Below are 17,061 nucleotides of genomic sequence, written 5' to 3' on the forward strand. Positions count from 1 at the left end.
ATCGTTCAAGAATATAAGATAACCTATTCAATCTGTTTGATGAAGATAAAAATAAAATAGTCTAGTAAAAAAGAATTGCGAAGGGACGCGATGGAATGAAAAATCATCTATTAATCTCTGATTTAGACGGCACCTTACTTGATGGAAAGCAGAAAATAAGTATGGAGAATAAAACATCTATCAAGCAATTTATAAAGAACGGCGGATTGTTTACCATTGCTACCGGAAGGATTGAAGAATCTGTTTATCCTTATATGCAAGAATTAGGAATTGCACTTCCTGTTATTTTGTATAATGGGGCTGTTATTTATGATTATCAGAAAAAACAGCGTATATTTGAACAAAAGATTACTCAATTCACACCATTATTTAACCAATTACAAACATTCAGTGAAGGTCATTCAATTGGAATAAATTATTATCAAAATAAAAGGGCCTATACACTAGATTACAATGAATTGGTTAAAGAGAATGAGAAAAAAGATAAAGTGAAGGTTAAGCAAATAAGTGCTGATTTTGATACAAGCTATGTGACAAAAGTTCTTGTTATTTCAAATGACCCCGCTAATTTAAAAAAATGTGAACAGTTGGTGCAATCCAGCGGTGTTTCTTGTGATATGGTCTATTCAGATAAAATCTATTTAGAAATTTTACCAAAGGATGCTTCCAAGGGAAACGCTATGAAAGAACTTCTCAAATATATAGAACAAACCAACTTACATATCACTTGTGTTGGGGATCATGAAAATGATTTGGCCATGTTGCAAATCGCTGATACAGCCTATGTGGTTGAAAATGCCATTGACTTATTGAAGCAGCAGAACTTTCGGGAAACTGTTCATCATGAGCATCACGCTATTCAACGCATTATTGGAGACATAGGTCATTCTGTTGCTTTAAAGGGATAAAAGTAGATTATTGATACAACCCAAATTCTGAAGAGAAGGTGATGTCATGTTTGAAGAGGTATGTGAAATCGTCATAGTAGCAGGGAGAAGACTGGTAGATAAGGTCAATTCTAGATTCACTGTTGAAACAAAGGGCAGCGATATGGATTTAGTTACGGAAATGGATAAGAAAACAGAAAAATATATAACCGAGGAAATAAAGAGGGATTTCCCAGAGCATGCTGTTTTTGGAGAAGAAACAGTGGAAGAGATAGGTCATGATAAAATGCTAGAAATGTTAGAAACGCACCCTAATCTATGGGTAATTGATCCAATTGATGGAACGACGAATTATGTACATGGATTGCCGGGATATACGATTTCAGTAGCTTTATATTGTAAAGGGGAAGCTGCTTTTGGCATTATTTATGATCCCGTTGCAAATGAACTATTTATTGCTGAACGTGGAAAAGGAGCGACATTAAATGGAGAAGCAATTCATGTCAGCGGACAGGGTTCTTTAGCGGAGAGCCTCGTTTCAACTGGAGTTCCAGCTAAATACGAAAGTGACCGTAATCATGTCTTAGAGGGATATGTGAAAATTGCTCCGTTGACTCGAAATGTCCGTACTTTCGGTTCAGCTGCCTTACATTGTGCTTATGTTGCTTCTGGACGTTTGGATGCATTTTGGGAATGGGGTGTGAATATTTGGGATATTGCTGCAGGCAGATTGATTGTCGAGGAAGCAGGGGGCAGTGTTTACCAATTGGATGGAAGTGATGTTCGCTTTGAATTTCCGAATTTCACTTGTACGAATGGAAAGATTGATGAGGAGTGGAAGGAGACCTTTGCTTCTATACATGGTTTTTTATGATAAATTTTAAGTGTGCTATTCAAAAGGAAAGAATATGATAGTAATTGGACATATAGTAAATTAAAGAACATTCCTAGGAAGGAAATATCCTAAGGAATGTCTTTTTTTATTTCTGGCGGGTATTCAGAAAGTACATAAAAAGAGATACGCCGGTTAATAGGCATTATGATAATCTCCTATATGATGTGAGCAATGTGGAAATACTTCCTTTTATTCTACGCACAGTTTATTTCTATATCATTCAAAATAGAATATGATAACCTTTCCCTCTAAAATAAAGCTAAATTATTGTAAATTATCCTATATTTTTTAATTATTGTATTCCCGTTTACAATAAAACTTATTTTATGGATTCTTATAATATTGGTTAAAATAGCGATAGTAGAGACAAGGAAATCCTTCCTTGCCTCTATTTAATGCTGATTTCAATTACCTTAACTCTAAAGGATGTCAGATAACTGACCGTTGCAACGGTCAATTATCAGTAAAGCGTTTTCTGCAAATTGAGTTAATATAAATATGACAAGGAGGGGTGCTGTGAGTTCAAAAAATAATCGTGAACAAAAACTGTTACTGTTTCTTTCCAAAAATCAAGATTACGTTACATCAGATGATATAGCTAAAATATTAAACGCTTCTCAAAAAACAGTTTATCGTTTAATAAAAAAAATTAACGATGAATATGAAAGCGGTTCTTTAATTCTCTCTGAGAAAGGGAGAGGCTACAAACTGGATTACGAAAAATTTATTAATTATCAAAAAAGAAATAAACAATACAAAGAAGACGCTTTTTCTCCTCGTGAGAGGCGTAAACGAATTATGGAAGAATTGTTATTGTCTTCTCCGAAACCTATAAATATCTATCACTTGTATAGTAACTATTATGTAGGAGACTCCGTTGTATCGAATGATGAACAAATAATGAGTGAAGAGCTTAAAAAGTACAACTTGGTGATAGAACGAAAAAATAGAAAGCTGGCTATATTGGGAGAAGAAATTAACATTAGGAAGGCAATTAAGGACGTTATTGAAATATTTAATATTATTGATATTGATGATTTAAAAAATAACCCGGAACTTAATTTTAATAAATATGACGTTTTATTTATTTTAGACCAAATAAGGAGCATTGAAAAAGATTTAAATATAACAATCCCTTATCCATATAACGTAAATATTTTTTCGCATCTTTATATCTTGCTAAGTCGTTCAAGGAAAAATCCATATCTATTGTTTCCAGATGCGGTATCCCCTGAAGAAATAGAAAATATGAGAGAAAATAATATTTTATATCAGGTTGCGAAGACTACGGTCCATCATATTGAACAATATTTGAATAATACATTGCCGGAAATTGAAATTTATTTCCTTTATCAATACTTGGTGTCATCGAGAATGCAAGGGGTTGTTGGTTCCACGTCAACTTTTTCCTCAGAAGTTATTAAAGTAACTAAATTGTATATTGATGAAATGGGTACCAAATTAGGTATAAATATAGATAGTCAATCGATTTTTATAGATTTGGCTAACCATATTAAACCAATGCTGAATAGATTAGAACATAAAATTAGAATTAAAAACAATTTGTTAAGTCAAATTAAAATAACCTATGAAGAAATATTTGCAGGGGTAACAAAAGTTTCTGAACTAGTAAGTGAGAAGCTTGATTTACCGGTAATAAATGATGATGAAAATGGTTTTATCACGCTATATTTCGCAAAAATTATTGAGACAAGCCAGCATCAGCGCCCTATCAAAACACTTATCATGTGCACAACAGGAATTGGAACTTCAGAACTCTTAAAAGCAAAAGTAGCTAAAAAATTTCCTGAATTAGAAATTGTAGATGTCGTAGCTTCTCGAAATATGCAAATGTTTAAAGAAAAATATGCTGATATTGAACTGATTCTAAGCACGGTCCATATTGGAAATCAAATATTTATTCACTCTTTATTAGTAAGTGCCATGTTTACAATGGATGACCAAAAAAGGCTTCAAAATAAAATAGAGGAGATTTATCATGAACGATAATTCATTTTATCAAGTTTGTTTCAATGATGCTTTAGAAACGAAAGAGCAGGTATATGATTTTGTTTCTACCATCGCCTGTCCGCATCATTCTTATCAGCAACGACAAGCTATTATTCATCAATTGAACGAGCGGGAAAAGGTTGGAAGCCCATTAATAGCAGAACATGTTTTGCTGCCACATATGGAAAGTAATCTGCTCGAGGAAAGTCAAATTGTATTTCTTAGATTAACAAAGCCAATATTGTTTTGGGATAACAATATAGAAGATATTCGACTTATCATTATTATCTTATTAAAGGCAGATGAACAAGAGGAAATAAAGAAAAAAATCTCTTTATTTACAAGATCTTTAGCAGATGAAGATTATTTAAACCGTTTATTAAATGCCGAAGAACCATCAAGTTTATATAAAGAAATCATTACATTTTAGAGGAGGAAACATGATGAAAATTGTAGGAGTTGCAGCATGTACTGTAGGAATTGCTCACACATATATTGCACAAGAAAAACTTGAAAATGCCGGGAAGAAAGCAGGGCATCAAATTCATATAGAGACACAAGGAACTATTGGGACAGAAAACGAATTAACAGCAGAACAGATTGCAGGAGCTGATATTGTTATCTTGGCAGCAGATGTAAAAATTTCTGGACAAGAACGTTTTGAAGGGAAACGAACCATTCAAGTATCAACAGAAATTGCTGTGAAATCACCAAATAAACTTATTGAGAAAGCAGAAGAGGTAGTAAATAAAAATCAATAAACTATTTATTAAATGGAGGGGAAAGTATGGATGTAAAAGACATTATAGATGTAAATACGATCAAAATAAATATGAATGCTAAAAGTAAAGAAGAAGCATTAATAGAATTGGCAAATTTACTTTTAGAAAATGAGTATATCACAGATATAGAAGGATTTATGAAAGATATTTATGCTCGAGAAGCAGAAGGACAGACAGGAATCGGAAATTACATTGCAATTCCTCATGGAAAAAGTGATTTTGTGCAGAAATTAGGAGTGGCTATTGGAATTAGTGAAGAAGAAATTCCATGGGAAACACTAGATGGAAATGGCGTGAAAGGAATCATTCTTTTTGCTGTAGGAAACGACAATGAAGGTGCGCAAAATCATCTGAAATTATTATCTTTATTTGCAAGAAAATTAGGTAATGATGAAGTAATCAAAAAATTACTTCATGCTTCAAAGAGGGAAGAAGCGAAAGAAGCTTTTAGTAATTAATATAAGGGAGAGAAAAGGATGAAAATTGTAGGAGTTGCAGCATGTACTGTAGGGATTGCTCATACGTATATTGCACAAGAAAAACTTGAAAATGCCGGAAAGAAAGCAGGGCATCAAATTCATATAGAGACACAAGGAACTATTGGAATAGAAAACGAATTAACAGCGGAACAGATTGCAGAAGCTGATATTGTTATTATAGCAGCGGATGTGAAAGTTTCTGGGCAAGAACGTTTTGAGGGGAAGCGAACTATTCAAGTATCAACAGAGATTGCTGTAAAGTCACCAAACAAACTAATTGAAAAAGCAAAAGAAGTTGTTGGATAAAGTAATCAAAGAATGGTATAGGAGGGTGGCAAATGAAGAAATTTTTTAGAGAATTAAACCTTAAAGGTCATCTATTAACGGCAATTTCATATCTGATTCCAATCGTTTGTGGAGCAGGTTTCTTAATAGCAATTGGTATGGGATTTGGAGGTACAAGCCAGGATATATTGGTACAAGGTGAGTTTTCTATTTGGGATGCTTTAGCAACAATGGGAGGAGCAGGTCTCGGTTTATTACCGGTAGTTATCTCTACAGGGATTTCATACTCCATTGCTGGAAAACCAGGGATCGCTCCAGGTTTTATTATCGGTTTAACTGCTAATGCCATTGAAGCTGGCTTCATTGGCGGAATTTTAGGCGGGTTCTTATCAGGTTATCTTGCTATAAGTATTTTAAAATACTTTAAAGTGCCTAAGTGGGCTAAAGGATTAATGCCGACGTTAATCGTTCCATTTTTTACTTCTATTATTGGCGGTTTAATCATGGTTTACATTATTGGTGTACCGATTGCTGCTTTTACATCAATGTTAACGAGTGCTTTAAATAATTTAGGATCTTCTTCTTTATTAGCATTTGGTGGCGTTGTAGGTATATTGAGCGGGGTTGACTACGGCGGTCCAATTAATAAAACTGTATTTGCCTTTGTATTGACCATGCAGGCAGAGGGTCTCAATGGCCCGATTACAGCATTACAATTAGTAAACACAGCAACACCGGTCGGTTTTGGATTAGCATATTTTATAGCAAAATTGTTTGGAAAAAAAATCTATAAACCATTAGAAACAGAGACGTTAAAATCGGCAGTTCCAATGGGCTTTATTAATATTGTGGAAGGTGTTATTCCAATTGTTATGAATGATATCATTCGTTGTGTAATTGCAACAGCTGTTGGCGGAGCTGCAGGTGGAGCAGTATCGATGATGTTAGGAGCTGATGCAACAGTACCATTCGGCGGAGTATTAATGTTACCAACGATGACTAATCCGATGTCAGGAGTTATTGCACTATTAGTCAATATTCTTGTAACGGGAGTAACATTGGCTTTAATCAAGAAAGATGTATCTAAAGACGAAGCGAGTGTAGAAACAGAAGCGGAAGAAGAAGATATTGATTTAGATGATATTAAAATCTATTAATATAATAATGAAATTTTTTCTAAACACTGAAAAAAGCTATAGAGACTAAAGGGATACTGGAGAACTTTTCAATATAATCGTAAATAAACGGAGGATTAGTAGAATATGAGAAAAGTAGAATTTTCACCGTCACTAATGACGATGGACTTAGATAAATTTAAAGAACAAATTACTTTTTTAAATAATCATGTAGACTCTTACCATATTGATATTATGGATGGCCATTATGTACCTAATATTACGCTATCTCCATGGTTTATCGAAGAAGTGCGTAAAATAAGTGATTTACCTATGTCTGCTCACCTTATGGTAAAAGATCCAAGCTTCTGGGTGCAACAATTAGTTGATATGAAGTGTGAATGGATTTGTATGCATGCAGAAGTACTTGATGGTTTAGCATTTCGATTAATTGATCAAATACATGATGCTGGGCTAAAAGCAGGAGTGGTGCTGAATCCGGAAACCCCAATTGATGCCATTAACCCTTATATTGAGTTAGTCGATAAGATTACAATTATGACAATTGATCCAGGGTTTGCAGGGCAACGTTTTATCGAAAGCACCTTAGATAAAATTGTGGCATTAAGAGAATTACGGAAAGAAAAAGGTTATCAATACGTCATTGAAATGGATGGTTCATCTAATCGTAAATCATTTAAAAGAATTGATGCGGCTGGTCCTGATATCTATATTGTAGGTCGAAGCGGTTTATTTGGACTAAATGAAGATATTGAAAAATCATGGGAAATAATGCGTAATGATTATGAGGAAATGACAGGGAAAGTATTATCATAAAACGTAAAGAGGCTATTTTAAGAATTTGCATAGCAAATTGTTAAATGGCCTCTTTTTCATTATCCGATTCGCATGTACCTTCCAGAGTAAATAATGATTACTTGGAAGTACAGGAAACATTAAAGCAAATTGATTTTAAGGAAATAGTCTATTTCATAGATAAGAAACGATACATAGTTGCACTTTAATGTGCCGAGTTTGAGGGAAACCCAGGTTTGCTTATTTAGTTACTGATAATAGAAATCCTGATAATCTTCTCTATTAGACGACGAGCAATGTGGAAATGCTCACCTTCTCAGTCTGTGCATAATTTATTTCTCAATTTATTTCTATATCATTCAAAATAGAATACGACAACCTTTCTCTACACTGTCTAATTACTTTTTATTTGACGAAGCGTATATTTACAAATGGTGAAAACGCTTCCTTAATAGTCAGGAAACGATTCAGTATAGCGGTGGAAATTAAGGTGTATTTATAATGAATTTAGGAGGCGAACTAAGTGAAAGAGCGTCATGCCCGTTTACTCCAGTTATTAAAAATGTATGAACAGGAGGGGAAATATGTTGGTGGAGACGTGCTTAGTGAAAAGTTGGGAGTAAGCACGAGGACAATAAGAAGTGATATTCGGTACTTAAATGAAAATTACCTTGCAGATGCGGAAATAAGTTCAAATAACCGTCTGGGCTATAAGCTTGAAGGAAAAATGGAGGTTTTTAAGAAACAGGATTATTTTGAGTTTAATCAACGTGCTTTTTATATTGTTCAATTGTTAATGGAAGCGGATTCTTGGAAGTCTTATCAGGAAATAGCGGATTGTTTACATGTTTCTGCACAGACGATTAATTCTGACTTGAATCGAATCACTGAGTTGATAAGCAGTCAGCAACTTGAGGTTACGCTTGAAACAGAGACATTCTCAGGCATACGTATGATTGGGAATGAAATAGATAAACGTTTATTATTAGCTCATTTTGTAAAAAGAGATTTTGCGACAAAAGATGAATTAAGACATGAATTAAGAGAGCTTTTTACAAAATGGTGGTTTGAAGAAAGACAAATTGACGAGACCATGGCGCATTTAGACGAGGTTTTGGAACAATATGGTGTTTCCCTAAATATACAGGTTAAGTCTATGCTGGTTGTGGCAGTTTTAATACAAAAATATCGTTTAAATCAAAAAGCTATTTCTAAATTTGAATTAGACCTGAGTCAAGACGACCAATCATTGAAAGAGAATTCTGCAGCTCAAGCTATTTTGAAAAAAGAAGGTCTGCCAGATGGCGAACTACTTTTAAGAGAATCTTCATTTCTGGCGGTTCAACTAATAGGGTGGAAGGTATTTCCTGACTCCAATGGGATAAAGGATAATCAACTGTTTAGAAAAATCGACTTACAAATTAATGAATCACTAGCTGTTTTAGGTGATAAATATGGGTATGATTTTTGGGAAGATCACCAGCTGGTTAATGGTTTGCAGGCTCATATAAAAAGAATAATCTATCCATTAACATATAAAGCTTTAATAAATAATCCGTTTTTATCCTTTATTAAATCAGAATATATCCAAGCCTATCAAATGGCTGTTGTTTTTTCCAAGCTAATAAGCAGCCGAGTTTCTGTCCATATTCCTGAAAACGAGGTGGGATATATTGCGCTTCATATTGAAGCAGCTATTGAAAGGATGAATGATCTGAAAATCAAGGCAGCTGTTATTTTCAAAGAAAATCATGTTCTGGCTACACTAAGTAAACAGAAGATTGAAAAACACTTTAGACAGATTGAAGTGATTGACATTTATTCTATCGATGAAGTGCATCAGCTGCCTGAAAATGTATCCTTGGTTATTTCACAATTACCGATTAAAAATATCAATAAAAAAGTAATCGTAGTCAATGAATTCCTGCAGGCAGATGATTTGGCCTCCATCAAGCAAAATATCACTTTCGGTATATTAAAAGATCGGGTGAGTGAGGAAAAATTAATCTATCTCAATGAGTCAACAAAAGAGGCTTTTTTAGAGAAGATGGTTGATCGTTTTCGCCTGCAGCGTTACTTCAATGGCATACTGGATCGGGAGAATCTGTCTCCCACAGATATCGGTAATGAAATTGCATTACCGCATCCGCTTTTTTCAACAAATGAAAAAGAATCTTACATTTATATTGGAGTAAATCAGCAAAGAATTACCTGGGGAGAACGTTCTGTTCGTTTAGTTTTTTTACTCATTTTAAGCGAAAAAGATAAATTGAAATATGAATATATTTATCGAGAAATCTATCAATTAATGAAAAATAAATCAACAGTTGAAAATCTATTATCTACAAATTCATATGAAGAATTTATGGGAAATTTACAATGATATATTGGAGGAATAAAAATGTTAATGACAATGAAAGAAATTCTAGACGTAGCGTATAAAAATAAATTTGCAGTGGGTTCTTACAATGTTTCCAACAGTGAGTTGTTAAGAGCGATTATAGAAACTGCTGAAGAAAAAAATTCACCGGCAATTATTCAAATCCATCCTAATGAGCTTAATCTGGTAGGAGATGACTTTGTTGCTTATGCAAGAGAAGCTGCTCATAAAGCGAAAGTTCCCGTTGTCATTCATCAGGATCATTGTGGAACCATTGAAGGGACACTGCGGGCGATTCGAAATGGCTATACCTCTGTAATGATTGACGGGTCGCATTTACCATTTGAAGAAAATATAGAATTGACGAAGAAAGCTGTAGAAGTTGCTCATGCAGTAGGAGTTTCAGTAGAAGCTGAATTAGGAACTATTGGGGAAAATGAAGGAAGTTCAGAAGGAGGAGCAGCCCAAATTTTATATACAGACCCTGATCAGGCGCAAGAATTTGTAGAACGTACGAACTGCGATACGTTAGCAGTTGCTATTGGGACTTCACATGGTTTTTATCCGAAAAATTTAAAGCCAGAGATTCAATTAGACCGTTTGGAAAAAATCAATAATAAATTGGATATCCCGCTTGTTCTACATGGAGGTTCTGATAATCCAGATGAGGATATACGCAACTCAACAAAGTATGGAATTGCTAAAATTAATTTATCCAGTGATATGAAACGGGCATTTTTCAATCAGCTGCGTACGACATTAGCCGAAAAACCAGATGATTTTGAGCCAGATATTCTGTTCCCGGAAGCAAATAAGGCAGCGAAGGAAGTATTAAGAAATAAAATGGATTTGTTTGGTTCCTCTAATAAGGCTTCTCTTTATTGTTTAGGAGCAAAATAATACAAAAATTCCTTTTCTATTTTATTCTAACGAATTATAAAGGAGCTATGTGTGATGGAAGAATTGGAAATAGATTTGTCCGAATTGATTGATGAAACAGCTATCGACTTAAAAATGGATGTTCAGTCAAAGAGTGAAGCGATTGAAAAACTGACTGATTTGCTGATTTCTAACGGAGCAATCGAATCAAAGGAAACTTTTTTGGAGGATGTTTTTGAGCGTGAAGAGCAAGGATTGACTGGAATTGGTAATAGTATTGCTATTCCTCACGGGAAATCAACAGGTGTCCAAAAAACTTCCATAGCGATTGGAAGATCGAAGAACGGTTTGGAATGGGAAACGTTGGATGAAGAGCCTGTTCAGACAATTATCTTGTTTGCGGTTACTGAAAATGATAAGAATAACTTTCATTTAAAGCTTTTGGCTAAAATTGCAGGGGCACTGGCAGATGAAAACGTTTGTTATCAAGTTAAGAACGCCGATAATGCAAATGAAATTATTCGTGCTTTGCAAAAAGAAAACTAGAAAATAATCTTGTTCAGTTATTAAAAAAAGATTAATTCACAAGGAGGCATATGTATGAAGATTGTTGGAGTAGCAGCTTGTACAGCGGGAATAGCTCATACTTATTTAGCGAAAGAAAAGCTGGTGAAAGCTGCGGAAGAAGCTGGACACATCGTGAAGATTGAAACGCAGGGAACAATTGGAACTGAAGATGAGTTAACAACAAAAGAAGTTGCAGCAGCTGATGTTGTGATTATAGCGGCGGACATCAGCATTACAGGAAGAGACAGATTTAAAGACAAAAAAGTAATCCAGATTCCTACGCATATTGCTATGAAATCGCCTAAAGCACTAGTAAAGAAAATAGAAGATGAACTAAATGCTGCGACGGAATAGGAGGGGAAATGGTGAAAAAGGCTGGTGTTGTAATCAAGAAGCATTTACTTACAGGAATATCTTATATGATTCCGCTTATCGTAGCAGCGGGGATATGTATAGCATTAGGCCAAATATTTGGCGGCATTGATGTTGCAGAGAAGGAAGGGACAATTCCTTTTTATTTAAATCAAATCGGCGGCTGGGGTATGACGTTAGTGGTTCCATTGATTTCAGCAGCTATAGCCATGTCTATTTCAGATAGACCCGGGCTTGCACCTGGGCTCGTCATCGGTTTTATTGCGAATGAAATCGAAAGTGGTTTTATAGGCGGAATTATCGGTGGTTTCCTAGTAGGGTATGTCGTCCTTTTGGTCAAAAAATATATTAAAGTACCGAAAAGCATGCTTGGGCTGATGCCGGTAATGATTATTCCAGTAATTACAACCGTTATCAGCGGGCTCCTAATGATTACTATCATTGGACAGCCTATATCTGCTTTGCAGGGTACATTATTAACAATGCTTGAGAATATGGAAGGTGGATCCAATTTTATTATGGGTTCTATTCTTGGCGCGATGGCAAGCTTTGACTTTGGTGGTCCCGTAAATAAGACAATGTCTCTTTTTGCAGATGGATTACTGGTTGATGGTGTTTATGGACCGCAGGCAGTTAAGTTTATCGGTTCTATGGTTCCCCCATTTGGCATTGCTTTGTCTTTTTTGATAACGCGTTATAAATACACAAAAATGGAAAAAGAAGCGTTGAAAGCTGCGGTTCCGATGGGAATATGTATGATTACAGAAGGTGTGATTCCTATTGCTGCAAGAGATATCATCCGTGTCGTTACCTCCTGCTCATTAGGGTCGGCAGTCGGCGGCGGTTTATCCATGACACTTGGAGTAGGCAGCACCGTACCTCACGGCGGATTACTGGTGGTCCCTTTGATGATTCAGCCAATGTATTTCCTTCTTTGCTTAGGTATCGGAATTATTGCAACAGGTATTACATTATCTGTATGGAAACCGGCAGTAAAAGAACATGAAGAGAATAAAGTGGAAGAAGAGGAAGAGGAAGCAGATCTTTCAGGAATTGATTTTAAAACAGGATTATAAAATGAAATAATGCAGAATGACCGACATTCCTATTAGTTTTTGGATATATACTTTGGTAAATAAAAAGGAAATTGCAGCATATGTGTAGGAAATACTATGGTTATTGGTGCTTTAGAAGTGGATATTCCATCTAATAGCGCTACTCTAGAAATCATAACACATATAATTTGAGAAGAAGCTATTTACGAAAAACTATCATCTATTCTCATTGGATGGTGGTTTTTCGTTGTATACCCTTGTTTTAAGTTCTTATCCTATTAAATTAACAGAAACAAAAGGAATAAATTACACGATAATTCTTCAAAAAATGAAAACAGTCATAAAACCAGTTATTTAAGGAATCATGACTGTATTTTATTAATAGAACGATATGGTTCATCATTCCATGCTTTGAAGTTACTCAAAAGAGACTGGCGACCAGTTACCCAACTTTATTTAAATTTTTTCTCTAAACAAATCGAAATAATCATTTTCAAATGATGGCTCAATAAGCCCCAAATGCTGTAATCCATATAAAATGCCATCTTGATCACAATCTGTTGTGACATAAGAAGCGACGTCTTTTAATTCACTGACTGCATTTCCCATAGCAACGCCATTTTTTACTGATGACAGCATCTCTATATCATTCTCACCATCTCCAAAGGCATAGACATTCTCCATAGCTGCACCTGCATACTCGATAAATTTTTGAATTCCTATAGCTTTCGAAGAGTCCGCAGGCAATACATCTGCTCCAAAGTATCCCCAACGAACAAACTTATAATCTGTGTATTTTTCTTTATAGATGATTTCTTCTTGTTCCGTGCAGAATAAATTTAACTGATTTACTGTGTTCTGCTTATAATAATCTGGATCAACTGCAGGATAGTCCAGTTTTAATTGTAAAAAATTATCCTTCGCAAGTGGATGGTCAGCATGTGTAATAGTAAGATCCTTATGGTTTCCAAAACCAATTGCATGGTTATGTTGAGCGGCAAATGTTGTAATATCATGAATAAATGTTGAATCTAATGATTCCGCATGAACCTCGATTCCGTCACATACCACTAGCTGGCCATTAAAAGCTATATAAGAGGAAATATTTAATTCTTTTTGAATATGTTGAAACATATTAGGCGCCCTCCCAGTAGCAATCACCGTGTAATGCCCTTTCTCTTGTAAATACTGGATGGCTTTTTTTGTGCTTTCAGGTATGATTTTATCTTCTGTCACCAATGTTCCATCAATATCAAAAAAGATGATTTTTTTCTTATTCATTTTTTATCTCCTCCTTAAAGTAAACCATAATGTATGAAAAGCATTTCAGGTCAAGGCTTAAATTGGATTCATTGGATTTTGTAACTTAAGATTAGAAAAAATGATCAAAACAAGATGCTATTTCTGACCTCCAATTCATAAAAGAATAATAAACATAGAGTTGCTGTGGAGAAACCAATATAATTAAACGTAAAATGCTTATATAAAAAACTAAATACCCTTGTGAATCAATGAGCATAATAAACGTTGGGCTGAAATTGAATTTACTTTGTAGTCAGCCCAATCTAAAATGAGAAGTATCAGGAGGCGAACAATAATGCATATCGATGAAAGAAGCAATCAACTATTACAAGAATTAATCAATAATCCCCATGCAACATTGAAGTCACTTGAATCTAAGATGAGCATTAACCAGCGGCAAATAAAATATAGTCTTGAGAAAATTAATACCCATTTAATGGATGCTCATCATGTGCAAATTGAACGTACTCCTAAAGGGCAATTTATTATTCCAGGGGAAATCACAGAAATGTTTTCAGCAGAAAGAAGTGGTCATTCCTATGTGTTATCAGAAAATGAAAGGGTTGATATCCTGCTAATTATTATTTTAAATCGTTCGCAGGATTTATCACTTACCCATTTAACAGAATTGCTGGATTTTAGTAGAAATACAATAACCAAAGTGATTAAGCAGGCGAAAGAAAATCTTAAACCCTATCAAATCGAATTAAATTATTCGAGGATAGAAGGGTATCAACTTTTAGGAGGTGAGTATGAAAAAAGAAAGCTGCTGTTTGATATCATCCAACAGTATGTAAAGAATAGAAAAGATAGAGAATTATTAGAGAAGTATGGGAATATAAATCCGGAAGATTTAAAAATGTTTTATCGCAAATTGGAGCAATGCGAAAAAACATTAGGCTATACATTTTCTGACAATATGATTTCTACGGTAGCTTATTGCTTAGCGGTTTGGCAGAACCGTGTAAAGCAAGGAAAGACAGTAGAAGGAAATGAAATGAGTAAGTTTGATTTGGCAGATACAAAAGAATTTTATACGGTGAAAAAAGTGTTTTATGAGCTTCGTTTTACTAAGGAAAGTGAATTACATTACGTAACACTTCAACTTATGATTATGAATGTGTTTTCTACAAATAATTATTATACCAGCGAATCAATGAATGCCATCAAAAATGCATTGAAGGAAATGCTGGATAAATTTGAGAGGGTTAGTGTGATTGATATTCCTCAAAAGGAATTATTAGTAGAAAAATTATATATTCATATGAAACCTGCCTACTACCGAATTAAATATGATCTTATTGATAATTCATCGTTAGCTCTAAAATTCGATCAAAATCTTACAAACATCCATCGAGTAATTAAGTTGATTGTTGAACCAATTGAAAGCGCTCTAGACAAAAATGTTCCGGAGAGCGAACTGGTTTATATCACTATTATTATAGGGGGCTGGCTGAGACAGCATGGTATTGATTTTAATAAAAAGATTTTAGCGGCAGTTGTTTGCCCAAATGGTCACTCTGTTTCCGCTATGATTCATGTAACGTTAACGTCTATATTTAAAGAGTTTCTATTTTTAAATCCGATGTCCATTCGTGAATTCTCCAATTATGAAGGAGAAGTAGATATTGTTTTTACAACAGATAAATTGGATACCGATGTAAAACAATTTTTGGTTGAACCGATTATGAGCGAAACAAAGATTAGAAAATTACAGTCTGCTGTTTATACAGAGCTTTATGGTTTCTCCTTTTCAAATATTGACATGGACTCTATTATGAGCATTATCGAAGAACATGCCGATGTCAAAAATCGCTTCAAGCTAGTAGATAGCTTAAATAAATATCTGCTGGGACAGAATGCATCAGCTTCTCAAACAAACCAGTATGATACAGAAAAGAAATTAGATGATTTTCTAGTCAATGACACCGTCCAAATAATAGAGAGAATGAACAGCTGGGAAGAAGCAATTCGATTGGCTTCTCAACCACTTCTGGAAAGCGGACATATAAGAGAAACTTATGTAGATGCTGTTATTGAGCACTGCAGAAAAAATTCAGATTATATTATATTAGCAAAACGGATAGCAATTCCGCATGCAAAACCGGAAGATGGTGTGTTGAAGCTCGGGATGAGCCTGTTAAATCTGAAGGAGCCTGTAGAATTTCCGAATGGACAGCGTTTGAATTTGATTTGCTTTATTGCCGCAGAAGATAAAGAAAAGCATATTAATTCATTATTGCAGCTTAGAAGACTTGCAGAGCATGAATATACAGTTAATCAAATAAAAAAAGCAGACTCTGTAGAAAAAATGGAAAAAGTTATTAGAGATTTTGTAGACGAGGTGATTTATGGTGACAAATAAAATAATGATATCAGAGGATGCTGTTTTTACAAACCTGGGAGCATCTAATAAAGAAGAAGCTCTAAGGTTAATGTCCAATGCATTTTCAGAAAATGGATATGTTAATGAAGGGTACTACGAGAGTATCTTGGAAAGGGAAAAGAATGCTCCAACAGGAATTGAAGCGTATGATTTTGGTATTGCTATTCCACATACAGACCCCAAATTTGTAAACAGTGATTCGTTAGGGGTAGCTGTTTTAAAAGACCCTGTGCAGTTTCATAGCATGGTCAATATAAAAGAAACGATTGAGGTTAAAGTGATATTTTTATTAGGGTTATCCAAGAGTACAAAGCATTTGAATATACTACGTCAAATTATGGACTTAATCAAAGAGGAGGGCGTGTTAAAGAAAATGACCGCCATGCCTCAAAAAGAACTCTATCAATTTTTGCAAAACCATTTAAAATCAGAATAAAATTGGAGGAATTTAAAATGAAAAAAGATATTATTTTTGCTTGTTCGAGCGGGATTGCAACATCAACGGTAGTAGCAGAGAAGGTGAAAGAGCATTGTGAAAAGAATGGAATTGATGTGAATGCACGTCAAGGTACAGTGGGAGAACTGTCCGGATTAGATGGCTCTGTTGACTTATTTGTTGTTACTTCTGATGTTGGCGGCGGTTATAATACACCAGTTGTGAATGCGCTACCTATCCTTACTGGGGTCGGAGAAGAAGAAGTTTTAGACCAAATTGTTTCTATTTTAAAAGGATAAAAATCTGGGCTAATACTAAAATCTATGGGTGAAATAAATATAAGCATATGATGAAAAAACGGTATAATTAATGGTTTGGGCTGGAAGGGTAATCATAATGATTTTTATTCAAGATA

At 34.6% G+C, this 17,061-nt stretch carries 18 protein-coding genes; 17 read left to right on the forward strand and 1 reads right to left on the reverse strand.

Annotation, left to right across the window (positions count from 1 at the left end; translation table 11 throughout):
- Positions 1-95: 95 nt before the first annotated feature.
- From MKY65_RS03445 to MKY65_RS03510, 14 genes are all read left to right on the forward strand, one after another.
- Entirely contained in the window at positions 96-908 is an 813-nt protein-coding gene (locus tag MKY65_RS03445; RefSeq protein WP_339182413.1) for a Cof-type HAD-IIB family hydrolase, read from the forward strand.
- A gap of 46 nt (positions 909-954) precedes the next feature.
- Entirely contained in the window at positions 955-1,761 is an 807-nt protein-coding gene (locus MKY65_RS03450; protein ID WP_339182414.1) for an inositol monophosphatase family protein, read from the forward strand.
- A gap of 537 nt (positions 1,762-2,298) precedes the next feature.
- On the forward strand, positions 2,299-3,792 hold the full coding sequence (locus MKY65_RS03455; protein WP_339182416.1) for a PRD domain-containing protein: 1,494 nt from the start codon (positions 2,299-2,301) through the stop codon (positions 3,790-3,792).
- A complete protein-coding gene (locus MKY65_RS03460; protein ID WP_339182417.1) occupies positions 3,782-4,222 on the forward strand; it encodes a PTS sugar transporter subunit IIA in 441 nt (146 codons plus the stop codon). The genes MKY65_RS03455 and MKY65_RS03460 overlap by 11 nt, the downstream gene beginning before the upstream one ends.
- A 13-nt stretch (positions 4,223-4,235) precedes the next feature.
- On the forward strand, positions 4,236-4,553 hold the full coding sequence (locus MKY65_RS03465) for a PTS fructose transporter subunit IIB (RefSeq protein ID WP_339185099.1): 318 nt from the start codon (positions 4,236-4,238) through the stop codon (positions 4,551-4,553).
- Positions 4,554-4,579: 26 nt separating this feature from the next.
- The gene (locus tag MKY65_RS03470; protein ID WP_339182419.1) at positions 4,580-5,032 is read left to right on the forward strand and encodes a fructose PTS transporter subunit IIA; all 453 of its coding nucleotides are present in this window, start codon (positions 4,580-4,582) and stop codon (positions 5,030-5,032) included.
- Positions 5,033-5,050: 18 nt separating this feature from the next.
- Complete coding sequence (locus tag MKY65_RS03475) at positions 5,051-5,359, forward strand: PTS fructose transporter subunit IIB (protein ID WP_289584947.1); 309 nt, start codon at positions 5,051-5,053, stop codon at positions 5,357-5,359.
- Positions 5,360-5,391: 32 nt separating this feature from the next.
- The gene (locus MKY65_RS03480; protein ID WP_339182421.1) at positions 5,392-6,495 is read left to right on the forward strand and encodes a PTS fructose transporter subunit IIC; all 1,104 of its coding nucleotides are present in this window, start codon (positions 5,392-5,394) and stop codon (positions 6,493-6,495) included.
- A gap of 105 nt (positions 6,496-6,600) precedes the next feature.
- Positions 6,601-7,290 carry a D-allulose 6-phosphate 3-epimerase gene (gene alsE / locus MKY65_RS03485; protein WP_339182423.1) on the forward strand — a complete coding sequence of 230 codons (690 nt, stop codon included), beginning with the start codon at positions 6,601-6,603 and terminating at the stop codon, positions 7,288-7,290.
- 502 nt (positions 7,291-7,792) lie between these two features.
- Positions 7,793-9,652 (forward strand): PTS sugar transporter subunit IIA, encoded by a 1,860-nt coding sequence (locus tag MKY65_RS03490; RefSeq protein ID WP_339182425.1) that lies wholly within the window; start codon positions 7,793-7,795, stop codon positions 9,650-9,652.
- Between the two features lie 18 nt (positions 9,653-9,670).
- Positions 9,671-10,549, forward strand: a complete 879-nt coding sequence (locus MKY65_RS03495) for a ketose-bisphosphate aldolase (RefSeq protein WP_339182426.1) — start codon at positions 9,671-9,673, stop codon at positions 10,547-10,549.
- A gap of 54 nt (positions 10,550-10,603) precedes the next feature.
- Positions 10,604-11,074: a PTS sugar transporter subunit IIA gene (locus MKY65_RS03500; protein WP_339182428.1), complete on the forward strand. Its 471-nt coding sequence runs from the start codon at positions 10,604-10,606 to the stop codon at positions 11,072-11,074.
- 54 nt (positions 11,075-11,128) lie between these two features.
- Positions 11,129-11,449: a fructose PTS transporter subunit IIB gene (locus MKY65_RS03505; protein ID WP_339182430.1), complete on the forward strand. Its 321-nt coding sequence runs from the start codon at positions 11,129-11,131 to the stop codon at positions 11,447-11,449.
- Between the two features lie 8 nt (positions 11,450-11,457).
- The gene (locus MKY65_RS03510; RefSeq protein WP_339182432.1) at positions 11,458-12,543 is read left to right on the forward strand and encodes a PTS fructose transporter subunit IIC; all 1,086 of its coding nucleotides are present in this window, start codon (positions 11,458-11,460) and stop codon (positions 12,541-12,543) included.
- Between the two features lie 435 nt (positions 12,544-12,978).
- Here MKY65_RS03510 and MKY65_RS03515 read toward each other — a convergent pair whose 3' ends face one another.
- On the reverse strand, positions 12,979-13,803 hold the full coding sequence (locus tag MKY65_RS03515) for a Cof-type HAD-IIB family hydrolase (protein ID WP_339182434.1): 825 nt from the start codon (positions 13,801-13,803) through the stop codon (positions 12,979-12,981).
- Positions 13,804-14,119: 316 nt separating this feature from the next.
- On the opposite strand from MKY65_RS03515, the gene MKY65_RS03520 reads away from it, so the two are divergent.
- From MKY65_RS03520 to MKY65_RS03530, 3 genes are read left to right on the forward strand one after another with little or no spacing between them, the layout of a single operon-like run.
- Positions 14,120-16,189 (forward strand): BglG family transcription antiterminator, encoded by a 2,070-nt coding sequence (locus MKY65_RS03520; protein WP_339182436.1) that lies wholly within the window; start codon positions 14,120-14,122, stop codon positions 16,187-16,189.
- Positions 16,176-16,646, forward strand: a complete 471-nt coding sequence (locus tag MKY65_RS03525) for a PTS sugar transporter subunit IIA (protein ID WP_339182438.1) — start codon at positions 16,176-16,178, stop codon at positions 16,644-16,646. The genes MKY65_RS03520 and MKY65_RS03525 overlap by 14 nt, the downstream gene beginning before the upstream one ends.
- 17 nt (positions 16,647-16,663) lie before the next feature.
- Positions 16,664-16,945: a PTS sugar transporter subunit IIB gene (locus MKY65_RS03530; RefSeq protein ID WP_339182440.1), complete on the forward strand. Its 282-nt coding sequence runs from the start codon at positions 16,664-16,666 to the stop codon at positions 16,943-16,945.
- Positions 16,946-17,061 lie beyond the last annotated feature (116 nt).

The organism is Oceanobacillus sp. FSL W7-1293 (assembly GCF_037969815.1).
In the GTDB taxonomy this organism is placed as follows: Bacteria; Bacillota; Bacilli; order Bacillales; family Amphibacillaceae; genus Oceanobacillus; species Oceanobacillus oncorhynchi.